The organism is Lutispora sp. QWL-02, from assembly GCF_058315355.1.
Genome location: NZ_CM177762.1, coordinates 1,236,138 through 1,255,961, shown reverse-complemented (window position 1 = coordinate 1,255,961; position 19,824 = coordinate 1,236,138). Strand labels below are relative to the sequence as shown.

Here is a 19,824-nt window from a genome sequence, read left to right as displayed (position 1 = left end):
CAACATTAACGCATTAATATCTTGACAATAAAACATAAACATAGCACATTTCGGGCTACCTTAAAAATCTATCACAATTTAATCCTTATGTCAATATTTTGTCCCTAACTTCCCATTATATTTATATGCAGCTCATTGCCAGCCGCATATAATGATTATTGCCAAGCTTTTTTCGTTTAATACTTTACAAAAGACCAGGTTTTCCTGGTCTTCTGTCTAATAAACAACCATTTTTTTATTCTATTATAGAAGCAACTGCTCCGGCTCCTACTGTCCTTCCGCCTTCTCTTATAGCGAATCTCAAGCCTTCTTCTATAGCTATCGGTGTGATAAGCTTTATTGTCATCGTTATGTGGTCACCGGGCATGCACATTTCTACTCCCTCCGGAAGTTCTATTACTCCTGTTACGTCTGTCGTCCTGAAGTAGAATTGTGGTCTGTATCCCTTGAAGAACGGAGTGTGTCTCCCGCCTTCTTCTTTTGTCAGTACGTATACTTGTGCCGTAAAGTGTGTGTGGGGCTTTATGGAGCCCGGTTTTGCCAGTACCTGGCCTCTTTCTATTTCTGTCCTTTGTACGCCTCTTAAAAGTACGCCTATGTTGTCTCCCGCTTGTGCCTGGTCAAGCAGCTTCCTGAACATTTCTACGCCTGTTACTACTGTTGTCTTCGGAGTGTCGTTCAGTCCTACTATTTCTACGTTGTCTTGTACCTTTACTGTTCCTCTTTCTACTCTTCCTGTTGCAACTGTTCCTCTGCCTGTTATGGAGAATACGTCTTCTACAGGCATCAAGAATGGTCTGTCTGTTGCTCTTTCAGGTGTAGGAATGTAGTTGTCTACTTCTGCCATCAGCTTATGGATTGCTCCGCACCATTGACAGTCTTCATTTCCGCATCCGCATTCCAATGCTTTTAATGCTGAGCCTGCAACTATCGGTGTGTCGTCTCCGGGGAATTCATATTCGTTTAACAGTTCTCTTACTTCCATTTCAACAAGCTCAATAAGCTCTGCGTCGTCTACCATGTCTACTTTGTTCAAGAATACTACTATATATGGCACTCCAACCTGTCTGGATAGGAGTATGTGCTCTCTTGTTTGAGGCATCGGTCCGTCTGCTGCCGATACTACAAGTATGGCTCCGTCCATCTGAGCTGCTCCTGTTATCATGTTCTTTACATAGTCAGCGTGACCCGGGCAGTCAACGTGGGCATAGTGTCTTGTTGCTGTCTGGTATTCAACGTGTGAGGTGTTTATTGTTATTCCTCTTTCTTTTTCTTCCGGTGCTTTGTCTATTTCATCATATTTTGTTGCTGTCGCTCCACCAAATTTTGATAATACTGTGGTTATTGCTGCTGTCAGTGTCGTCTTTCCATGGTCAACGTGTCCTATGGTTCCTATGTTTACATGGGGTTTCGTTCTTTCATATTTTGCCTTTGCCATTTTTTACTTTTCCTCCTTTATATGTATCAATTAAATAAAAAATTATAGTCTGGTTAATAAACTCTGCCTGGTGTATCGTAAGAATGGAGCCCACGACCGGGCTTGAACCGGCGAACCTCCGCCTTACCAAGGCGGTGCTCTACCTGCTGAGCTACATGGGCGTATTTATTGGAGCGGGCAACGGGAATCGAACCCGCACGGCCAGCTTGGGAAGCTGGAATTCTACCACTGAACTATGCCCGCGGTATATGGTGGGGAAAGGTGGATTCGAACCACCGAAGTCTGAGACAACAGATTTACAGTCTGCCCCCTTTGGCCGCTCGGGAATTTCCCCTCTTTTATTTATAACCAGAGTAACTAATTAGTTATTATAATATGGTATAGGTGTTTTGTCAATATTAACAGCACTCTTAGTTCAGAGGAAGTTTATAACTCTATCTGAACTTTATCCAGAAGCTTAACGCCGCTTATGCAAATTAGCGACGGTCAGCTGTCTGATAACTAAGCATCCTTAAACTCGAGAAACTTTTCCAACTTCCTTTTTACCCTTTGAAGAGCATTGTCGATGGATTTTACATGCCTGTCCAAATCCACTGCAATCTCTTGATAGGATTTGCCTTGAAGGTAGGACATGAGAACCTCCAATTCCAAATCACTGAGTATTTCTCCGATTTTGGACTCTATGGAGCATAATTCCTCCCTGCTTATGATCAGTTCTTCCGGATCAGTTATTTTGGTAGCGGTCAGAATGTCTAACAGGGTTCTGTCCGACTCCTCATCATAAATAGGCTTGTTCAAGGATACATACGAGTTTAGTGGAATATGCTTTTGCCTTGTCGCTGTTTTTATGGCAGTTATGATCTGCCTTGTTATGCAAAGCTCGGCAAATGCCCTAAAAGATGACAGCTTATCATTTTTAAAGTCTCTGATAGATTTGTATAAGCCTATCATTCCTTCTTGAACAATATCCTCTCTATCAGCACCGATAAGAAAATATGATCTTGCCTTCGCCCTTACAAAATTCTTGTACTTATTGATTATAAATTCCAAGGCTTCCTTATCCCCGTCTCTGGCACTCAAAACCAGTTCTTCGTCCATCATGTTATCAAAGCTAAGTACCTCATCTTTGTTTGCTTTTGCTTCCACTATATCTCCTCCAAGCTTTTAGCTTTCAACCATCTATATTATACATATATAATCGCGTTTTTTCAAGGTTAACTATACATGCAGAATAAGGAATCAATGCCGCTGTCTTCTTATACTCTCCAATTTTTCAGCAACAGCAGGATCAAGATGGTGTTCCAGCAGGTTCCTGTCATGCTTCAGCCTGTTGATATGATTTCTGTCCATCTTATTGGATGCTTCTTTTATCTGGACTTTAAGCTCCCTCGCCGATATCCTGGCAGCTCCCAATCCCAGAACAACGGTTTGCTCCAGCGAGTCAGAGGTAGCGACTCTTATTATATTCTCCTCGCTGGAGTTTTCGGCTACAAATCTCTCAATATAATTATCCGCACTTTCAAATTCTTTTGTGTATACGACCTCAACATCATTATAAAACTCATGCTTTTCCATGCTGTTCTTAACATAGTGAGCATCAAATACGACAGTCACCTTGATTCCTTTGAAGGCCTGATAGTTTGATAATATATCCAGCAATTTGCCTCTTGCGCTGTCCAGAGAGTGTTTGCTTTCTTCTTTGAGCTCTTCCCAGTGATTTATTATGTTGTAGCCGTCAACCATCAGGTATTCCTTCAATTTTCATCACCTAAATCAGTTTTATTGATGCATCTGTTGTGTTGACTGATAACGATTGCAGAGTTTCGAGACTTCATTCAGGGGGTTTCAACTCCACTGAATGTTAGTCGAGTCCATGCTGGACTCTTATATCAGTCAGCAAAACAGTTTAAAACAAAGTTCATGCAGTGGAATCAGTTTTAATGAATACTTCCGTCCTGAAGACTACCGGCAGCATTTTTCAGTGCTCTCTGTTTTTTTGCCTCAAATATGACAACCGCACAGGAGACAGCCGCATTAAGGGAGGATATTTTCCCTGCCATAGGTATTCCTACGATGAAATCGCAATTTTCTTTTATAAGCTTGCCGAGACCTTTCCCTTCGCTTCCCACCACCAAGGCCAAGGGCCCCGTCATATCCTTTTCATAGTATGGATCTCCGCTGGCATCAGCTCCTGCTATCCATAAACCTTTTTCCTTCAGATAATCCATGGTCTGATTCAGGTTTGTCACCTTGGCCACAGGCACGTATTCAACGGCTCCTGCCGATATTTTGCCTATTATGGGGGTAAGGCTTGCCGCCCTGCGCTTAGGAATTATTACCCCATGTACACCCGCCCCGTCACAGCTTCTAAGTATTGAGCCCAGGTTCTGGGGATCTGTTATTTCATCTAAAATAACTATAAAAGGATCTTCGGCTTTTGCTTTTGCAATTTCCAGTATGTCATCAACTTCATAATATTTGTACAATGCAGCGGAGGCAATAACTCCCTGATGACTTTTGGTAGCAGACATCCTGTCCAGCTTGGCCTTATCAACTTCCTTTATCAGTATTCTCTTATCCCTTGCTATAGCAATAATCTGTCTTATTGATCCTTCCAATTGACCGCTCTGGACAAACAGCTTATCTATTTCTCTCCCTGATTTTAACGCTTCTAATACAGGATTTCTTCCTTCTATCAAATTTATATAATAATCATCCCTATCTTCAGCTTCTTCAATATATTGGGGTTTGGGGTTTCCTTCGGTCTTTTTTTGTACGGGCTTATGAAATTTGGGAGTTTTATTATCCTCTCTTCCCTTTTTGCCCCATTTATCTGCTTTATTCCTTTTTTCTCCGCCAAATGGCATATACATCATCCTTTTATATTATTTTTTTCACAGTTTTATTATCCTCATTATCGATGGGCAGTATTCTCGGACAAGTTAAGCCGCTGTGCCAATTGATTAAATTTGCTATCTGAATCTTTCTCTGACCTCTGCAGATTTTCCGCAGCTCATGGCTCCTTCGGGACATGGTCCGTTAATGCATCCAGGCCCGGCATGCTTGAAGAGTATGGGAGCAACTTCCCGCACTTTCCTCAGCATTTCTGCCGCCATATCTCTTATTTCCCACTGGGCTCTTTCACAGCACCTGAGCTTGAAAAAGTTAAATAAGGCCCTCGCTGACATAGTAAATACTATTTTTGTTTCGCAGGCATTGGGGAATACATATCTTGCATCCTCTATAGATGCCTTTTCAGCCATTTGCGCTGCTTGCTTCCCGTTCCTGCCTTCTTTGATATATCTGTTATAGTTTTCTGCATATAATATTTCTACCAGCTTATCATAGGCCTCCTGGTCCTTTTTCATCGAGTCGATGAATATTTCCCGGGCTTCGCCTATTGCATCTATCTGAGGAGGTACTATGTATTCAAATTGCTCAAGCTTCACATATCTTTGAGATTGCTGGGAGTAAGAGCAGCCGATTCTGTGACGAACCAGTTGATGAGAAAGAACCCGGCTGATTCCTTCTACTCCAAAAGTAAAAGAGACATGCTCTATGGGGCTTTCATGTCCTAAATCCATCAGCATGTTCAGAAATTTCTCAGTCTTTTCTGTATCCAATCCGTCCAATATTCCATCTATGCCTATCTGAGAATAGCAAAGCTTCGCTGCGGCTGCTACCAGTTTCTCCGGCTCAGGAGTATATCGTATCAGTTCTACCTTCATCATACATATGTCCTCCATTTACATAAATTATATCTGAGCTCTAACGTAGCTTATCTATCATTTTAAGAGAATTGTCTTTATTTGTCTATATGATATTTAGGTATTCCTCTGGGGTTTTGGCTCGGGGCACGAGGTGCGATGTACGAGTTTTTGGGCAGGACTCTGGAGCTATGGAATACGGTAACCACGGAAAGACACGGAAGGGAATGCATATGTATTATATTGACGAACCATATTCAAATGTAACTATTTTGCAGTCTCCACATCTATAGGCCCGTACTTTTTTATGAATAAAACCCATACTAATGCCAACTAATGTTTCATCACCTATTGCAAAAACCTTTTTTTTATCATCATCAGCCCACATTATTTGCCGTGGCGAATAAATATAGCCACCTTCCATTTCTTTGCCGCACTTAGGACAAGTAGCGTTAATAAGTGTTCCCATTTATAATACCCCCATTTATCTATATATAACGCATTAAATATTCTACATAGCTGTTATGCTGACTGATAACGATTGCAGAGCTCCAAAGCTAAGACTTTGTAGCATGCATAGGGTTGCGTCAAAACTAACAAACTCTAAGCTCCTTCACGATGCACTCTTATATCAGTCAGGATAACATTTTTACTGTAAAATCTTTTTCACGTTATATATAATATGAAAAATAAAACTTTTTCCGTGTAAATCTGTGGTTCCCGTTTTCCTACACCCGCAAGGAATCCCCTGACTTCTATATACTTTCCTGATTTATCTCAGTGATGAGGTGCAAGAGCTCCATAAGCCTATCCATGCGGCTATTGAGATAAAGATAGCCTAAGAGGGCCTCGAAGCCGGTAGCATGTTTGTAGTCCGCTAATTCTGCATTTTTAGGCATGGAAGTAGTCTTGGCGTTTCTGCCTCTTCTTATTATGTCTTTTTCTTCTTCATTGAGGTATTCTTCCAGCTTATCTGCCATTTCTGCCTGTGCCTTAGCCTTAACAAAGGCAATGGCTTTTTTGTGGAGCTTCGAAACCTGCACACTGCCTTTGGAAACCAGCAAAGTTCTTACAAAAAGCTCGTATACAGAATCACCTATATATGCAAGGATCGCAGGGTTATACATTTGGATATCCGTTAGCTTTACCCGGCTCATAACATCACTTTCCATTACCTTGACATATCCGGCATATTCATTGTTCACCGCATCATGCTCTATAAGCCCTTCCTTTTTATCCATATACCTACGCCCTTCTCCATTTGACTCCCTGGGGAGTATCCTCAAGTATTATGCCTTTATCCTTCAGATCGTCTCTTATCTTATCCGCTAAAGTCCAATTCCTATCCTTTCTGGCCTGCTGCCTTTCTTCAATGAGCTTTTCAATCTCATCATCAAGGCTTTCCTCTTTTTTATTGAGAATGCCCAGCACCCCTGCCAATTCCATATACAGATCAAATGCAAACTTGACCAGATCCTTTGATGAGCCTTCGTTTATATTGGAATTGATGTCTCTCACCAAATCAAATATGGCGGAAACTGCATCGGCAGTATTTAAGTCGTCATCCATCGCCGCAATAAAGCTTTCTTTATGCGCCAGGAGCTTAGCCTTTAAGTCCTTATCTTCCTGGCTTTCAGGATTGTCTTCTGCGTTTTCAAGCAAATGCATGAGATTGCTTTTTGCAATATAAAGCCTTTCCAAGCTGCTTTTAATGCTGTCCAGCAAATCCTTGCTGAAATTTATAGGGCTTCTGTAATGAGAGGAGATCATAAAGAGCCTTACAACCTCTAAATCATACATCCCGCTTATATCTCTCACAGTGAAAAAGTTATTTAAAGACTTTGACATCTTTTCATTGTTTATATTTATGAAGCCATTGTGCATCCAATATCTTGCAAATGGCTTGCCTGTAGCTGCTTCGCTCTGTGCTACCTCATTCTCGTGATGAGGAAAAATCAAATCCTGCCCCCCGGAATGAATGTCTATGGTCTCTCCCAGATACTTCATGGCCATGGCAGAGCATTCTATATGCCAGCCAGGTCTTCCCAAGCCCCATGGGCTTTCCCAGGCAGGTTCCCCCGGCTTCTGGCTCTTCCATAACGCGAAATCCATAGGATTTCTTTTTACCTCTCCTACATCAACTCGTGCTCCGGCCTCCAGCTCCTCCAGGTTTTGCTTGGACAGCTTGCCGTACTCATTGAATTTTGCCGTATCAAAATATACATCCCCGTCGACCTCATAGGCAAAGCCGTTGTCTTCTATCCTTTTTACAACATTTATTATATCGGGTATCAATTCCGTAACTCTTGGGTGATGATCGGCTTTTCTGATGCCTAAGCCCTGAGCATCCTTGAAATATTCTTGTATATATTTGTCCGCAACTTCTTTCTCGGTTATGCCCTCCTCTTTAGCTTTCTTGATTATCTTATCATCAACATCGGTAAAGTTCTGTACAAAGGTAACCTTATATCCTCTATATTCCAAGTATCTTCTCAAAATATCGAATATTATAAAAGGTCTGGCATTCCCAATGTGAAAATAATTATATACGGTTGGCCCGCAGGAGTATATTTTCACCTCACCCGGCACCATAGGAACAAAGTCTTCCTTCTTTCTGCTCATGGTATTAAATATTTTCATTTTTATCCCTCCACTATTTGAATGAATTTCTAGTCAACACTGAATTCTCATGCGGTATACGAATCACGATAAATGAAAGCATTTTCTGTCATTCTGAAGGAGCGAAGCGACTGAAGAATCTAAATAAGATCCTTCAGGCAAAGCCTTCAGGATGACAACTAAGCAGGGCTTTCATAGCAATGTTACTCCAGCGTTAAATAAATAAAGCCGCCTCGCTAAGAGGCGACATATGACGCGGTTCCACTCTTTATTTGCTCACAACCTTAACGGCTCTGCCGCCCATGGCTACTCATTTCACCGCAGGTGCTAACGGGCGCACTTCAATCTGCTGTCCCCAAAAGCCCCTTTCAGCCGATGAAGGCTTATCTCTGCTGGTATTAGCAAATTTACTATTCCCGATCACAGCATCATTTATTAGCTTATATAATATTATGAGAAAAAAGCCACACTGTGTCAATAGATAATAAATATTATTTCATATTATTAGTCAGCCCGGTATTTCAAATATTCTCCCCCGCCATTATAAATATATACCTCCACAGGAACTTCCGTTCTTTTATCCTTCCGCATGATCAACACCCTGAAACCCTCTTCGCTGCCCTGCTTCCCTCTTGCAAATTTAAAAGGAGAAGCTTTTATAGTTTCTTCATATATGTACTCATGGCTTATGTACTTTATCTTTTCCGGAGGAGTCTTGATGCTGTCCAGCGGAACTGTAAGCTTCAGAAAAAAACTCATTGCCAGAATAAGGATTATTGCCAGTATTGTCACTCTATTTCCGAGAAAAATATTTCTTCTATATCTTGCCATAGATAATCACCTTTCCTCATTCGAGTATAAGCATGCGACAGCATAGGCAGCCATACCTTCACCAGTACCTGTGAAACCGAGCCCTTCAGAGGTGGTGGCCTTTATGTTGATTCTCCCTGCTTCTATATCCATAACAGCAGCTATATTGTTTTTCATGTTATCAATGAAAGGAGAAAGCTTTGGTTTTTGCGCTACGATGATGCTGTCTATATTTGACACCCTGTATCCTGACTTTTCTACTTCCTCCGCTGCTCTTTCCAACAGGATCAGGCTTGAAATATCCTTGTAAGCCGAATCCGTATCAGGGAACAGCGTCCCTATATCTCTTTCGCCGCAAGCCCCAAGCAATGCGTCAATAATGGCGTGGACCAGAACATCTGCATCCGAATGGCCCAGCAGACCTTTTTCAAAAGGGATCTCCACACCGCCCAATATCAGCTTACGGCCTTCCGCCAATTTATGAACATCATATCCGTTTCCGACTCTAAACATTTCCAACCCTCCCGGACTCCAATATTTCTTCAGCCAGCGCCATATCTTCTGGGGTCGTTATCTTTATATTATCATAGCTGCCTCTTATCATCCTGACCCTCAGTCCCATCCTCTCAACCAGCATAGCATCGTCGGTGGCAACTGCCTTATCCCTATAAGAGAGCTCGTAGGCTTGTACTATGGTATTCCGTGCAAAGGTTTGAGGAGTTTGAGCAATCCATAGCCCGGATCTGTCCGGCGTGTTTAATATAAAGCCATTTCCGCCGACTCGCTTTATGGTGTCCTTCACAGGCATCCCCACTGCCACGGCTTTATAAATCTTGGCTTCTCGTATGGATTCTTCGATCATGGCCTGTGTTACAAAAGGCCTGGCGCCATCATGTATAAGTATCAATTCAGAGCCCTGGTCCGCACTTTTAATACCGTTATATACGGAGTCCTGCCTTTCTTTTCCGCCTATAACAAGCTTCAGGGGTTTATTATTCTTCATATTGCATATGATCTTTTCCCTGCAAAGCTCGTCTTCATCCTCCCTTATGACCAAGACTATTTCATGGATAGAACTGCATGCAAAAAAAACATCAAGGGTGCGGGCAAGCAAAGGCTTGCCCTTGATGTTTAAATATAGTTTATTTATACTCATATTCATTCTGGTGCCTTTGCCGGCTGCCAAAATAACGGCTGTATTCATAAGTCTCCTCCTCGGGCTATAGCTCAGGAAACTTTATCAACGGCAGATTTAGGCTTTGCGAAAATCATCCTGCCCGCCGCAGTTTGGAGAACACTGGTCACTACAACAGTGATAGTATCACCGATAAATTTTCTTCCTCCATCAACTACGATCATGGTTCCATCATCCAGATATGCAACACCCTGGCCGGTTTCCTTCCCATCCTTGATAACCAGTACGGTCATCTCCTCACCGGGAAGAACAACTGGCTTTACCGCATTGGCAAGTTCGTTAATATTCAAAACAGGCACTCTTTGAAATTCTGCAACCTTATTAAGGTTGTAGTCATTGGTGACAACTTTGCCTCCCAATAATTGAGCTACTTTTAGAAGCTTAGTATCCACTTCGCTTACATCTTCAAAATCTTTTTCAATGATTTCGACAGGTATCTCCATGTCATTTTGGATCTTGTTTAAAATATCAAGTCCCCGTCTTCCTCTATTTCTTTTCAAGCCATCGGATGAATCCGCTATATGCCTGAGTTCTTCCAACACAAAAGCAGGTATGATCAAAGGTCCTTCAACAAATCCTGTTTTTACTATATCGGCTATTCTTCCGTCTATTATGACGCTGGTATCCAAAACCTTTGGCTGTACCTTATGTTCCTGTTTGCTTGTTTTATCCTTATCCTTTATATTGACTCTCTTTAAAAAAGAAAACGAATTTAACAAATCCTCTTTCTTTTTAGTAGCGATGCTTATTCCCAGATAGCCCAGCAAGACATACAGAATCGCTGACACTATGCTGGTCAGCCAGGATATCTGCAAAAGCTTTAAAGGGCCGCTGATCAGGTTAGCAATGACCAGCCCTATGATCAAGCCTATAGAACCTATTATGATTTCATTGGTCGGGATCTTCTGAAGCATCTTTTCTACCTTATGTGTAGATTGGCTTCCCTGATTAATAATCCATGGCGATATTAAATAAAATATTATTCCACCTATGATTCCCGATATTGCAATCGCAAGTAATCTTTTAAAATCAGTAACTTCATACCCGAAGAGATGTGTAACTCCTAAAAATTTAAGTAACAAGTAGGTCGTCTCGACGCCGAGAGCAATTCCCAGTAAAGTCAAAATCCAAACAAGTATTTTTCTTATCAATAATCTCACCTCCTTAAAAGTATATCCAAACCAGGAATATTTTAAACCATAAGAAATTAATGATAATTATAACAGACTTCTAAGGTTTTAAAAACCCTGGTTCTTAAAATTCACAGATATTTAATATTTTGTCCACATCTCTTTCCATCTCTTCATAACAAACATTTTTGATCAGTGCCAGCTCGCTTACCAGCATTTGCCTGGACTGAACAAGCATCTTCTTTTCTCCGGTGGATAGCTTCCCTTTTTTGTTCATATAGTTGAGATAGTTTACTATTTCAGCTATATCGTTTATATTCCCTTCCTTCAGCTTCGCTTCATTTTCCCTGTATCTTTTATTCCACTTCTTGTCCATTATTTTATAATTTCCTGAAAGTATCCTCATCACCTGATCATAGCCTTCCATATCGGTTATTTTTCTAATCCCTATTGCTCCGGCCTTATCAATTGGAACCATCACCTTTATCTGCCCCAATATCATCTTTATTATATAATACCTGGACCTTTTGCAAAACACTTCCCTGTCCTCAATAGACTCTATTATGCCTGCGCCATGCATAGGATACACAACTTTGTCTCCAACATGAAACATATAATCCCTCCAAAGGCAAATAGTTTTAATAATATGTAGTTTCTTGTCGGCAAAGGTTGAATAATATCACATATAATAAGGCTTGTCAATGTTTTTTTTACATTGACAACTAAATTGCATAACTCTATAATTATCTTATAGTACATTTTATGTATACATGAGCTTAGGAGTGATACATATTGAAGGATTTTATTTGCGACGATTTTCAGCAGAGCGTATCCCAGCTACTAATAAGGCACAAAAGCATATTGGATATAATAACAAAGCTTGAAGAATCCCAATCCAGAGTGAACAGGGCTGTAGTCAAAGCAGTAACAAGCTGCGGATGTATCCAGGTAAGCGCACAAAAGCAGCACATCCCTCATGATGCAGATATAAAGGATTTAAAAAGCTGCATGAGCACTCATATAGAAGGTGAGCTTTGTGAAAGCTGCAAGGATATCATCGAGAAGGAAATAGGAAATAATATATTCTATATAACATCGTTATGCAATACATTAGATATCAATCTCCATGATGTTTTAGAGAAAGAGTATGAAAAAATCAACACTTTAGGAATATACAATATGTTTTAACATAAACCCTGCTGAGAATATCTGCAGGGTTTATATTATTATGTTAAGGGCTTCCTCTACACTTTTTACACCATAAACCTTTATTTTAGGGTCATCTTTCAAATTCTTATAGTTATTATATGGTATAACACATTTAGTAAAGCCTAATTTAGCTGCTTCATTGATCCTCTTTTCTATAAAGTTAACTGCCCTCACTTCTCCTGCCAAGCCCACTTCTCCTATTATAACCGTACCGCCATCGATCTCCTTGTCTCTATAGCTGGAAGCTATTGCTGCAATTATTCCTAAATCTGAAGAAGGTTCATTGAGTTTAATTCCTCCTACCACATTTACATAGGAATCATAGTTCTGGAGCTGAAGCCCCACTCTTTTCTCAAGCACAGCCATCAGCAGAACCACCCTGTTGTAATCTGCTCCTGTGGCGGTCCTCCTCGGTACTCCAAAACTTGTGTAGCTGAGAAGTGCCTGAACCTCAACCAGCATAGGCCGAGTGCCCTCTAAAGAAGCTATAACGGAAGAACCGGACACTCCCTTCATCCTTCCGGATAAGAGCATCTGAGAAGGATTCAATACCTCCGCCAATCCTCTGTCAGCCATTTCGAATATACCTATTTCATTGGTGGAACCAAACCTGTTTTTGACCGCCCTTAGAATTCTATAGGACATATGAGAGTCTCCTTCAAAATACAAAACCGTGTCCACCATATGCTCCAATACTCTGGGGCCTGCTATTGATCCGGCTTTTGTAACATGTCCTACAATGAATACTGCTATGCCCTGCCCTTTGGCAATCCTCATCAGGTTGCCCGTAGCATCCCTTACCTGGCTGACACTGCCCGGAGCCGACAATATGCTTGAGTTATAAACCGTCTGTATGGAGTCTATTATCAGAACATCAGGGTTTATATCCTCTATTGTTTTTTGTATATAGTCCATATTGTTTTCCGACTGAAGATAAATATTGGCCGAATCTGTACTCATCCTGTGAGCCCTGATCTTTATCTGCTTTACGGATTCTTCCCCCGAAACATATAACACCTTCAAGCCCTTTTTCCCTATATTGTCCGATAGCTGAAGCAAGAGAGTAGATTTCCCTATACCAGGATCTCCTCCCACAAGTATCAGCGATCCTTTCACTATGCCGCCGCCCAGTACCCTGTCCAGCTCACCGAGACCGGTGCTAAGCCTCATTTCCTCTTCTATCGAAATGTCCTGCATTCTTTCCGGTTTAGATAAATTTGACAATGAAGGTGCAGAAGCAGGTGCGGTTTTGGTATCCACTTCTTCAACCAAAGTGTTCCACTGATTGCATTCGGGACATTTTCCCATCCATTTGGGTGACTCGCATCCGCATTCCATGCATACATATTTAGTTTTCAACTTCGCCATTAAAATCCCTCCTTTGGATTTTAGGCCTGTTGTCTCATTTTACTATGAGCTCCGACATATTTTGAATATCTTGTATATTTATTGTAGAATTTTTACATATCTTTGTCTATAGGATTTGTCTGGTATCTTTATGAGTATTGAGCTCAGAGCTCGGTATATGCCTGCGTGCCATAAGCTCCGCAGAATCGAGATATATGGTTTGTACCATATGTTTTTCCATCAGCGACAGTTATACGAAAATTTCGGATAACTGAATCCTCCTGTAACCCCGAATCATCAAATATTTTTTGATTTTAATCCCATTAGAACATTTGTTCTATATAAATTATATATCATGCCTCACTAAGAATCAAGCTTATAGTTTAAGCCGTATTGCTTTCTAATACCACTTTATCCACGATTATTCACTGTTTTTAATTCGGATCTTTGACAGTTGAATAAAGAAAAAATGCTTAAAAGCCCTGAAACAGGCTTATTTTTTTGTCAATTTTCTCATTTTATTATATCGCACTTTATAGCACTGTGTTATAATATAAGATAAGGGGGCGATATTTTAAATGAGACTTAAGGTAACCAAATCTAAAAATGCGGCTTCACTTTATGTGATTAAATCTGTTTATAATAGCAAAACTCAATCAAATTCCTCCAAGATTGTAGAGAAACTTGGAACCGAAATTGAACTCAGAGAAAAACTTAATGGTGCAGATCCATATGAGTGGGCTAAAGAATATATAAAAAGGTTAAATGAAGAAGAAAAGGAACAAACACGAAAAATACTTGTTCCTTTCGAACAGTCTAAAATTATTTCGAAAGGCGAACAACGTTCCTTCAACGGCGGGTATCTATTCCTGCAAAAAATATATCATGAACTAAAGCTTAATAAGATTTGCAAGTATATTTCCCAAAAATATAAATTTGGTTTTGACCTGGATTCAATTCTTTCCAGATTAATCTACGGCAGAGTTATCTTCCCTTCTTCAAAACTCGCAACTTATGCGCTTTCTAAAAGGTTTATTGAACAGCCGAATTTTGACTTGCATCAAATATACCGAGCTCTTGAAGTACTCGCCAAGGAGACTGATTTTATTCAATCTTGTTTATACGAAAACAGCCTGAAAGTTTCAAAAAGAAATACCGGTATACTTTACTATGATTGCACCAATTACTTTTTCGAAATTGAACAAGAGGATGGAGATAAGCAATATGGCCCTTCTAAAGATCATAAGCCTAATCCAATCATTCAGATGGGTTTATTTATGGATGGAGATGGTATTCCTCTAGCGTTTAGCATCAACAGAGGAAATATGAATGAACAGTTGACTTTGAAGCCATTGGAAAAGAAAATTATTTCTGACTTTGAGCTTTCTAAATTTATCATCTGCACCGATGCAGGACTGGCTTCTGAAGATAATCGAAAGTTTAACAGCAAGGATGATCGTGCCTTTATTACAACACAGTCTATAAAAAAATTAAAAGAACACCTAAAAAAATGGGCTCTTGACCCAGATGGCTGGAAACTCCCGGGTAGCGAAAAAACCTATGCCATTTCTAAGCTTGATGAGATGATAAATAAAGCTACTACTGAAGATAAAGCAAAAATAAAAGCTGCAGTCTTTTACAAGGAACGTTGGATCAAAGAAAATGGCTTTGAACAAAGACTGATTGTAACTTATTCTATTAGATATAGGGATTATCATCGTAAAATTCGTAGTTCTCAAATAGAACGTGCCCGAAAGGTTATAGATACAAACCCAATAAAAATCAAGAAATGCAACCCTAACGATTATAAAAGGTTTATACATAAAACAAGCTATACCCCGGATGGAGAAGTCGCAGCAAAAGAGATCTATAGCATTGATTCTTCACTCATAGAGAAAGAAGAAGCCTTCGATGGTTTTTATGGAGTTTGTACAAACCTTGAGGATGATGTATCTAAAATCATCAAAGTAAATCACAGAAGATGGGAAATTGAAGAATGCTTTAGAATTATGAAAAGTGAATTCAAAGCAAGACCTGTGTACTTAAGAAACGATGACAGGATTGAAGCTCATTTCACCACTTGCTTTATATCTTTGATTATTTACAGGTTACTTGAAAAGAAGCTCGAAGAAAAATACACATGCCATGAGATTATTAGTGGGCTAAGAGATATGGGCTTTTTGGAAGTTAAAGGCGAAGGGTATGTTCCAACCTACACTAGAACAGATTTTACCGATGCTATTCATGATGCTTTTAATTTTCGAACAGACTACCAGATTGTTACTACAAATATGATGAAAAAAATTTTTAAAGATACGAAAAAGTAAAAAAAGTACGCACTTTTTACATCAATATTAAATCCTGCAAGATTCCTTGTATCAAGGCTTTGCAGGATTTCTATTTTGTTCAACTGTCAAAGAGGGGATTATATATCATGCCTCACTAAGAATCAAGCTTATAGTTTAAGCCGTATTGCTTTCTAATACCACTTTATCCACGATTATTCACTGTTTTTAATTATTTGTATTGATATTCAGTAACAATCATGATATATTGTGAATAATCATGAATATGCATTAACCATGTCTGTTAATAAATTATTATATAGGAAGTGATTGATATGTTTATTGAGGAAAGACATCAAGAAATATTAAAAATCATCAGCGAAAACGGGAGAATATCGATAGGCGAAATTCAAGAGAAGTTTGGCGTTTCAGTGGACTCAGCAAGAAGAGATTTAAGGATACTTGAAGAAAAGAGCTTGCTCAAAAGAACTCATGGCGGGGCAATACCAATAATGCAAGTCGGCCTGCATTACCCCAGAACCTGGAATGCAGCCCAGATGGAGACCATCGATGCAAACTTAGATGCAATTGCTAAAAGAGCCGTTGAATTTATAAAACCAAATGATGCCGTATATCTCACATCTGCAAGAGTTGGATACTTAATGGTGAAATATCTTCCGACTAATATAGAATATACTATTGTGACAAACTCTATTGACAATGCTTCCATTCTGAGAAGCTATAATAATGTGCAAGTTTATGTTGCCGGGGGCAAAATGAGATCAAATGGAAGGATTGTAGATTCCTTTGCACAAGAATTTGTGAGAAATATGAGATTTGATATCAGTTTTCTAACAGGAGCCGGATTTTCTGCAAGCTTTGGCATCTCTAACGGTACAGCCGAGACTTCCGCTTTTCAAAGAGCAGTTGCTGAAAATTCGAGAAAAAACATTGCCCTATTTCCTAATCAAAAAATCGGACATAACTCATTCTTAAAAGATGTTGATGCTGCTGAATTTGACGTTTTGATAACCGATTGGGATGCAGTCGAAGATGAATTATCTAAAATTGAGGATTTAGGAGTTGAAGTCATAGTAGTCGATAAACGATAATCAGCTTTGCATATCAATAAACTTTTAGCTTTTAAACTATTTACCTGACAGTATTTATATATTGTAAATAAGGGGCTGTATTTATGAGTAAAAGAGTAGAAAAAGCACTTGAACTGTTCAGCAGTGGCTTTAATTGTTCGCAAGCCGTTGTGGGCGCCTTTTGTAAACAGTTTGGAATGGATGAGCAGCTTTCTATGAAACTTGCCTGTGGATTCGCCGGCGGTTTGCGCTGCGGGGAAGTATGCCCCGAGATAATCGAAGCAGCCGTATTGCTTCTTGAAGAAATGGGATTCTAATTACAATGCAAAAAACTCGAATTATTCATGATATTCAAGAAAAGGGGCAGACACATAGCTGTTCCCCTTTCTCTTGAATATATTCTTCACTACCTGTTAATCCGTGCAAGATTCCGCGTAAATCCGTGTTCTCCGTTTCCTATTTAAATATCAGCTTTTTGCCAAGTTTCACAAACTCATACCACAATACAGATGCAGCCGCAATGCCAAAAACTGTGAAAAATTGTCTGTCGGTAAGGGGTGCAAGCTTTAAGATTCCACACATCGGAGTATACAGTATCACCAGAATTCCTGCTATTGTTCCGACATTGACTGCCCACATTACCTTGTCTTTTGCAAGATGCTTTATAGACTGAAACACAAAGTTTCTGTCAGAGCTGTTGACCTGTACCAGGAACAAATTGGCGAGAATAATAATTGCAAGGCCTGCAGTACGAGCAAGAACAGCATTATCAGGGTTTTGCGAGAGTATTGAATAATAAGCTCCGAAGGACGATGCAAAAATCACAATGCCCTGCAGCACACTCTTAAACAAAATTCTTGCCGTCAAAAGTTTTTCTTCCGGGTTCCGAGGTTTTCTATCCATGATATCAGTTTCCGCGGGCTGACGCTCTAACACTATTGAACAAGTAGGATCAATAACCAATTCCAGCAATACTACATGGAGAGGAAGCAAAAACAAGTTTGCAGGGCTAATCCCCATTAACGGTGCCAACAGAGAAGAAAAAGCAATTGGAATATGAATAGTGAACACATAACCTACCGCTTTTCTTATATTGTCATAAATGCGCCGTCCGTCCCGAATGGTTTTAACTATGGTAGAAAAGTTGTCATCCATCAAAATCAAGTCGGCAGCTTCACGTGATACCTCCGAGCCTCTCTTGCCCATAGCAATACCGATATCTGCATATTTCAAAGCCGGCGCATCATTTACACCGTCGCCTGTCATAGCAACGATTTCCCCATTATCTTTGAATGCTTTAACTATACGCATTTTATGTTCCGGTACCACGCGGGAAAAAATACTCACTTTTTTGACATGCTCCCGCAATTCTTCATCCGTCATACTGTTAAGCTCATCACCTGTGATAATATTATCACTATTTGGCATGCCAATCTGCTTTGCAATGCTGCTTGCGGTAATACCATTGTCGCCTGTGATCATAACAACACGTACACCAGCTTTTGTACACTGCCTGATGTCTTCTTTGACAGATTCCCTTGGGGGATCAGCAAGCCCGATCAAGCCACAAAGAGTGAGCGTACAATCAGTAATTCCAGCAGGAATATCATCTTCATTTACGGGCTTCATCATTCCAACTGCAATCACTCTTAGACCTTGTTTTGACATTTCAATAACTTTTGCTTCAACTTCTTTACGTTGGGTATCGTTCATTTTACAGATAGTCAGAATTCTTTCAGGAGAACCTTTTGCTGCAATGATGATTTCATCATCATGCTTCCATACATGCCCCATCATTTTCAATTCATTAGTGAAAGCATATTCTGTAATCAATGAACCGCTAAAAAGATGTTCTTCGGCAATACCTAATTTATCACAATGGACAAGCATTGCTTTTTCCATAGGATCATATGCATCCGTTTCGCATGCAAGCCCCATAGTTTCGCATAGTTTCATATTGTCGCTATCAATTGCCCAGGTATCACGAACCGTCATTTGGTTCATCGTAATAGTTCCCGTTTTATCTACACAGAGTACCGAAACGGCACCCAAGGTCTCAACAGATGGCAAGCGGCGCACTAGAGACTTTTGTTTGGCAAGCCTCCATGCTCCCATAGAAAGGAATACAGTCAATATTACAGGAAATTCTTCTGGTATCATTGCCATGGCAAGTGTAATACCGGAGAGAATGCTCTCAATCAACCGATCACTATTCGTATGGTCAGGAATATTAAGCCAAGTAACAAATCCTACAGCTGCAAATAAAACAGCAGCGATACCAGCGCACAGCTTGACCAGGCTTCCGGTCTGTTTTTGCAGAGGTGTAGGAGATTCAGGTGCAGAAGCCACATTTGCACCAATCTTCCCGTATTCAGTAGAAGTACCGATTTTATCTACCAACACATATGCACTTCCTTGTGTTACTAATGTTCCGGCATAGCAATAATCTTTGCGCCAGTAATCAGTGGAAGGTTCTGCATTATCAATGGTGGTTTTCCAAACACCTTCAGCTTCACCCGTCAGTGAGGACTCATCAACGCACAGATCACTCGCCTTTAATATCTCACCGTCAGCAGGGATTTTTACACCCTCAGAAATCAGCATGAGATCGCCAGGAACTAAATCAGCGCTAGCAATAAAAATTTCTTTTTCATCACGAATAACTTTAATATGAGGTGCGGATAAGTCTTTTAATGCTTTTAGCGTTTTGTCGGTTTTCCATTCTTGTATAACATCAATGCTGATGACACCGACAACGAAAATTAGCATTATTGCACCGTCACGAGGTTCACCAAGTATAAAGTAGATGACTGCAGCCACAATCAGCAGTAAAAACATGGGTTCGCAAATGATGTGAAATACTTTGAGGAAAAAGTTTTCCTTTTTCTCAGAAATCAGTTCGTTTTTCCCGTACTGTTCCTGACGTTTACGGGCTTCAACACTAGTCAAGCCCTGCATGTTTGATTTGTGTTCTGTCATAAAGGTTACCTCCA

The 19,824-nt window shown here is 40.1% G+C and carries 19 protein-coding genes and 3 tRNA genes; 4 read left to right on the top strand and 18 right to left on the bottom strand.

Features of this window, described 5'->3' with window-relative positions; all coding sequences use genetic code 11:
• Nucleotides 1-235 precede the first annotated feature (235 nt).
• The 16 genes from tuf to AC4HCY_RS05490 all read right to left on the bottom strand — a co-directional run bounded on the left by tuf (nt 236) and on the right by AC4HCY_RS05490 (nt 11,512).
• Nucleotides 236-1,438, bottom strand: a complete 1,203-nt coding sequence (gene tuf, locus AC4HCY_RS05565) for an elongation factor Tu (protein ID WP_491095544.1) — start codon at nt 1,436-1,438, stop codon at nt 236-238.
• 84 nt (nt 1,439-1,522) lie between these two features.
• Nucleotides 1,523-1,599 (bottom strand) — tRNA-Thr (locus tag AC4HCY_RS05560).
• 8 nt (nt 1,600-1,607) lie between these two features.
• Nucleotides 1,608-1,681, bottom strand: a tRNA-Gly gene (locus AC4HCY_RS05555).
• Nucleotides 1,682-1,687: 6 nt separating this feature from the next.
• A tRNA-Tyr gene (locus tag AC4HCY_RS05550) sits at nt 1,688-1,772 on the bottom strand.
• 167 nt (nt 1,773-1,939) lie between these two features.
• Nucleotides 1,940-2,539 carry an RNA polymerase sporulation sigma factor SigH gene (gene sigH / locus AC4HCY_RS05545; RefSeq protein ID WP_491096083.1) on the bottom strand — a complete coding sequence of 200 codons (600 nt, stop codon included), beginning with the start codon at nt 2,537-2,539 and terminating at the stop codon, nt 1,940-1,942.
• A 138-nt stretch (nt 2,540-2,677) separates the two neighbouring features.
• Nucleotides 2,678-3,196 carry an NYN domain-containing protein gene (locus AC4HCY_RS05540; protein WP_323431768.1) on the bottom strand — a complete coding sequence of 173 codons (519 nt, stop codon included), beginning with the start codon at nt 3,194-3,196 and terminating at the stop codon, nt 2,678-2,680.
• A 179-nt stretch (nt 3,197-3,375) separates the two neighbouring features.
• A complete protein-coding gene (gene rlmB, locus AC4HCY_RS05535) occupies nt 3,376-4,305 on the bottom strand; it encodes a 23S rRNA (guanosine(2251)-2'-O)-methyltransferase RlmB (protein WP_333783297.1) in 930 nt (309 codons plus the stop codon).
• 105 nt (nt 4,306-4,410) lie between these two features.
• Nucleotides 4,411-5,166 carry an FAD-dependent thymidylate synthase gene (thyX, locus tag AC4HCY_RS05530; RefSeq protein WP_491096082.1) on the bottom strand — a complete coding sequence of 252 codons (756 nt, stop codon included), beginning with the start codon at nt 5,164-5,166 and terminating at the stop codon, nt 4,411-4,413.
• A gap of 217 nt (nt 5,167-5,383) precedes the next feature.
• The gene (locus AC4HCY_RS05525; RefSeq protein WP_491095543.1) at nt 5,384-5,614 is read right to left on the bottom strand and encodes a PF20097 family protein; all 231 of its coding nucleotides are present in this window, start codon (nt 5,612-5,614) and stop codon (nt 5,384-5,386) included.
• A 286-nt stretch (nt 5,615-5,900) separates the two neighbouring features.
• Nucleotides 5,901-6,386: a Mini-ribonuclease 3 gene (locus tag AC4HCY_RS05520; RefSeq protein WP_491095542.1), complete on the bottom strand. Its 486-nt coding sequence runs from the start codon at nt 6,384-6,386 to the stop codon at nt 5,901-5,903.
• A gap of 4 nt (nt 6,387-6,390) precedes the next feature.
• The gene (gene cysS, locus AC4HCY_RS05515) at nt 6,391-7,785 is read right to left on the bottom strand and encodes a cysteine--tRNA ligase (protein WP_491095541.1); all 1,395 of its coding nucleotides are present in this window, start codon (nt 7,783-7,785) and stop codon (nt 6,391-6,393) included.
• A 483-nt stretch (nt 7,786-8,268) separates the two neighbouring features.
• Entirely contained in the window at nt 8,269-8,595 is a 327-nt protein-coding gene (locus tag AC4HCY_RS05510) for a hypothetical protein (protein WP_323431772.1), read from the bottom strand.
• A 6-nt stretch (nt 8,596-8,601) separates the two neighbouring features.
• Nucleotides 8,602-9,087 carry a 2-C-methyl-D-erythritol 2,4-cyclodiphosphate synthase gene (gene ispF / locus AC4HCY_RS05505; RefSeq protein WP_491095540.1) on the bottom strand — a complete coding sequence of 162 codons (486 nt, stop codon included), beginning with the start codon at nt 9,085-9,087 and terminating at the stop codon, nt 8,602-8,604.
• Nucleotides 9,080-9,778, bottom strand: a complete 699-nt coding sequence (ispD, locus tag AC4HCY_RS05500; protein ID WP_323431774.1) for a 2-C-methyl-D-erythritol 4-phosphate cytidylyltransferase — start codon at nt 9,776-9,778, stop codon at nt 9,080-9,082. The genes ispF and ispD overlap by 8 nt, the downstream gene beginning before the upstream one ends.
• 23 nt (nt 9,779-9,801) lie before the next feature.
• Entirely contained in the window at nt 9,802-10,920 is a 1,119-nt protein-coding gene (locus AC4HCY_RS05495; protein ID WP_323431775.1) for a PIN/TRAM domain-containing protein, read from the bottom strand.
• Nucleotides 10,921-11,023: 103 nt separating this feature from the next.
• Nucleotides 11,024-11,512, bottom strand: a complete 489-nt coding sequence (locus AC4HCY_RS05490; RefSeq protein ID WP_491095539.1) for a CarD family transcriptional regulator — start codon at nt 11,510-11,512, stop codon at nt 11,024-11,026.
• Nucleotides 11,513-11,691: 179 nt separating this feature from the next.
• On the opposite strand from AC4HCY_RS05490, the gene AC4HCY_RS05485 reads away from it, so the two are divergent.
• Nucleotides 11,692-12,087, top strand: coding sequence for a nucleoside triphosphate pyrophosphohydrolase family protein (locus AC4HCY_RS05485; protein WP_323431777.1), 396 nt, complete (start codon nt 11,692-11,694; stop codon nt 12,085-12,087).
• 30 nt (nt 12,088-12,117) lie between these two features.
• On the opposite strand, the gene radA is transcribed toward AC4HCY_RS05485, so the two are convergent.
• The gene (radA, locus tag AC4HCY_RS05480; protein ID WP_491095538.1) at nt 12,118-13,476 is read right to left on the bottom strand and encodes a DNA repair protein RadA; all 1,359 of its coding nucleotides are present in this window, start codon (nt 13,474-13,476) and stop codon (nt 12,118-12,120) included.
• 557 nt (nt 13,477-14,033) lie between these two features.
• On the opposite strand from radA, the gene AC4HCY_RS05475 reads away from it, so the two are divergent.
• The 3 genes from AC4HCY_RS05475 to AC4HCY_RS05465 all read left to right on the top strand — a co-directional run bounded on the left by AC4HCY_RS05475 (nt 14,034) and on the right by AC4HCY_RS05465 (nt 17,148).
• A complete protein-coding gene (locus AC4HCY_RS05475; RefSeq protein ID WP_491095327.1) occupies nt 14,034-15,782 on the top strand; it encodes an IS1634 family transposase in 1,749 nt (582 codons plus the stop codon).
• Between the two features lie 293 nt (nt 15,783-16,075).
• Entirely contained in the window at nt 16,076-16,852 is a 777-nt protein-coding gene (locus AC4HCY_RS05470) for a DeoR/GlpR family DNA-binding transcription regulator (protein WP_323431779.1), read from the top strand.
• Between the two features lie 83 nt (nt 16,853-16,935).
• Nucleotides 16,936-17,148: a C-GCAxxG-C-C family protein gene (locus tag AC4HCY_RS05465; protein ID WP_323431780.1), complete on the top strand. Its 213-nt coding sequence runs from the start codon at nt 16,936-16,938 to the stop codon at nt 17,146-17,148.
• 139 nt (nt 17,149-17,287) lie between these two features.
• Here the strand turns inward: AC4HCY_RS05465 and AC4HCY_RS05460 are convergent, their stop codons facing one another.
• Nucleotides 17,288-19,810 (bottom strand): cation-translocating P-type ATPase, encoded by a 2,523-nt coding sequence (locus tag AC4HCY_RS05460; RefSeq protein WP_323431781.1) that lies wholly within the window; start codon nt 19,808-19,810, stop codon nt 17,288-17,290.
• Between the last annotated feature and the right edge of the window lie 14 nt (nt 19,811-19,824).

Excerpts from the sequence above, each read along its gene's own strand:
- tuf (WP_491095544.1), bottom strand. The coding sequence starts at position 1,438 with ATGGCAAAGGCAAAATATGAAAGAACGAAACCCCATGTAAACATAGGA.
- sigH (WP_491096083.1), bottom strand. The coding sequence starts at position 2,539 with ATGATGGACGAAGAACTGGTTTTGAGTGCCAGAGACGGGGATAAGGAA.
- rlmB (WP_333783297.1), bottom strand. The coding sequence starts at position 4,305 with ATGCCATTTGGCGGAGAAAAAAGGAATAAAGCAGATAAATGGGGCAAA.
- thyX (WP_491096082.1), bottom strand. The coding sequence starts at position 5,166 with ATGAAGGTAGAACTGATACGATATACTCCTGAGCCGGAGAAACTGGTA.
- AC4HCY_RS05525 (WP_491095543.1), bottom strand. The coding sequence starts at position 5,614 with ATGGGAACACTTATTAACGCTACTTGTCCTAAGTGCGGCAAAGAAATG.
- AC4HCY_RS05520 (WP_491095542.1), bottom strand. The coding sequence starts at position 6,386 with ATGGATAAAAAGGAAGGGCTTATAGAGCATGATGCGGTGAACAATGAA.
- cysS (WP_491095541.1), bottom strand. The coding sequence starts at position 7,785 with ATGAAAATATTTAATACCATGAGCAGAAAGAAGGAAGACTTTGTTCCT.
- AC4HCY_RS05510 (WP_323431772.1), bottom strand. The coding sequence starts at position 8,595 with ATGGCAAGATATAGAAGAAATATTTTTCTCGGAAATAGAGTGACAATA.
- ispF (WP_491095540.1), bottom strand. The coding sequence starts at position 9,087 with ATGTTTAGAGTCGGAAACGGATATGATGTTCATAAATTGGCGGAAGGC.
- ispD (WP_323431774.1), bottom strand. The coding sequence starts at position 9,778 with ATGAATACAGCCGTTATTTTGGCAGCCGGCAAAGGCACCAGAATGAAT.
- AC4HCY_RS05490 (WP_491095539.1), bottom strand. The coding sequence starts at position 11,512 with ATGTTTCATGTTGGAGACAAAGTTGTGTATCCTATGCATGGCGCAGGC.
- radA (WP_491095538.1), bottom strand. The coding sequence starts at position 13,476 with ATGGCGAAGTTGAAAACTAAATATGTATGCATGGAATGCGGATGCGAG.
- AC4HCY_RS05475 (WP_491095327.1), top strand. The coding sequence starts at position 14,034 with ATGAGACTTAAGGTAACCAAATCTAAAAATGCGGCTTCACTTTATGTG.
- AC4HCY_RS05470 (WP_323431779.1), top strand. The coding sequence starts at position 16,076 with ATGTTTATTGAGGAAAGACATCAAGAAATATTAAAAATCATCAGCGAA.
- AC4HCY_RS05465 (WP_323431780.1), top strand. The coding sequence starts at position 16,936 with ATGAGTAAAAGAGTAGAAAAAGCACTTGAACTGTTCAGCAGTGGCTTT.
- AC4HCY_RS05460 (WP_323431781.1), bottom strand. The coding sequence starts at position 19,810 with ATGACAGAACACAAATCAAACATGCAGGGCTTGACTAGTGTTGAAGCC.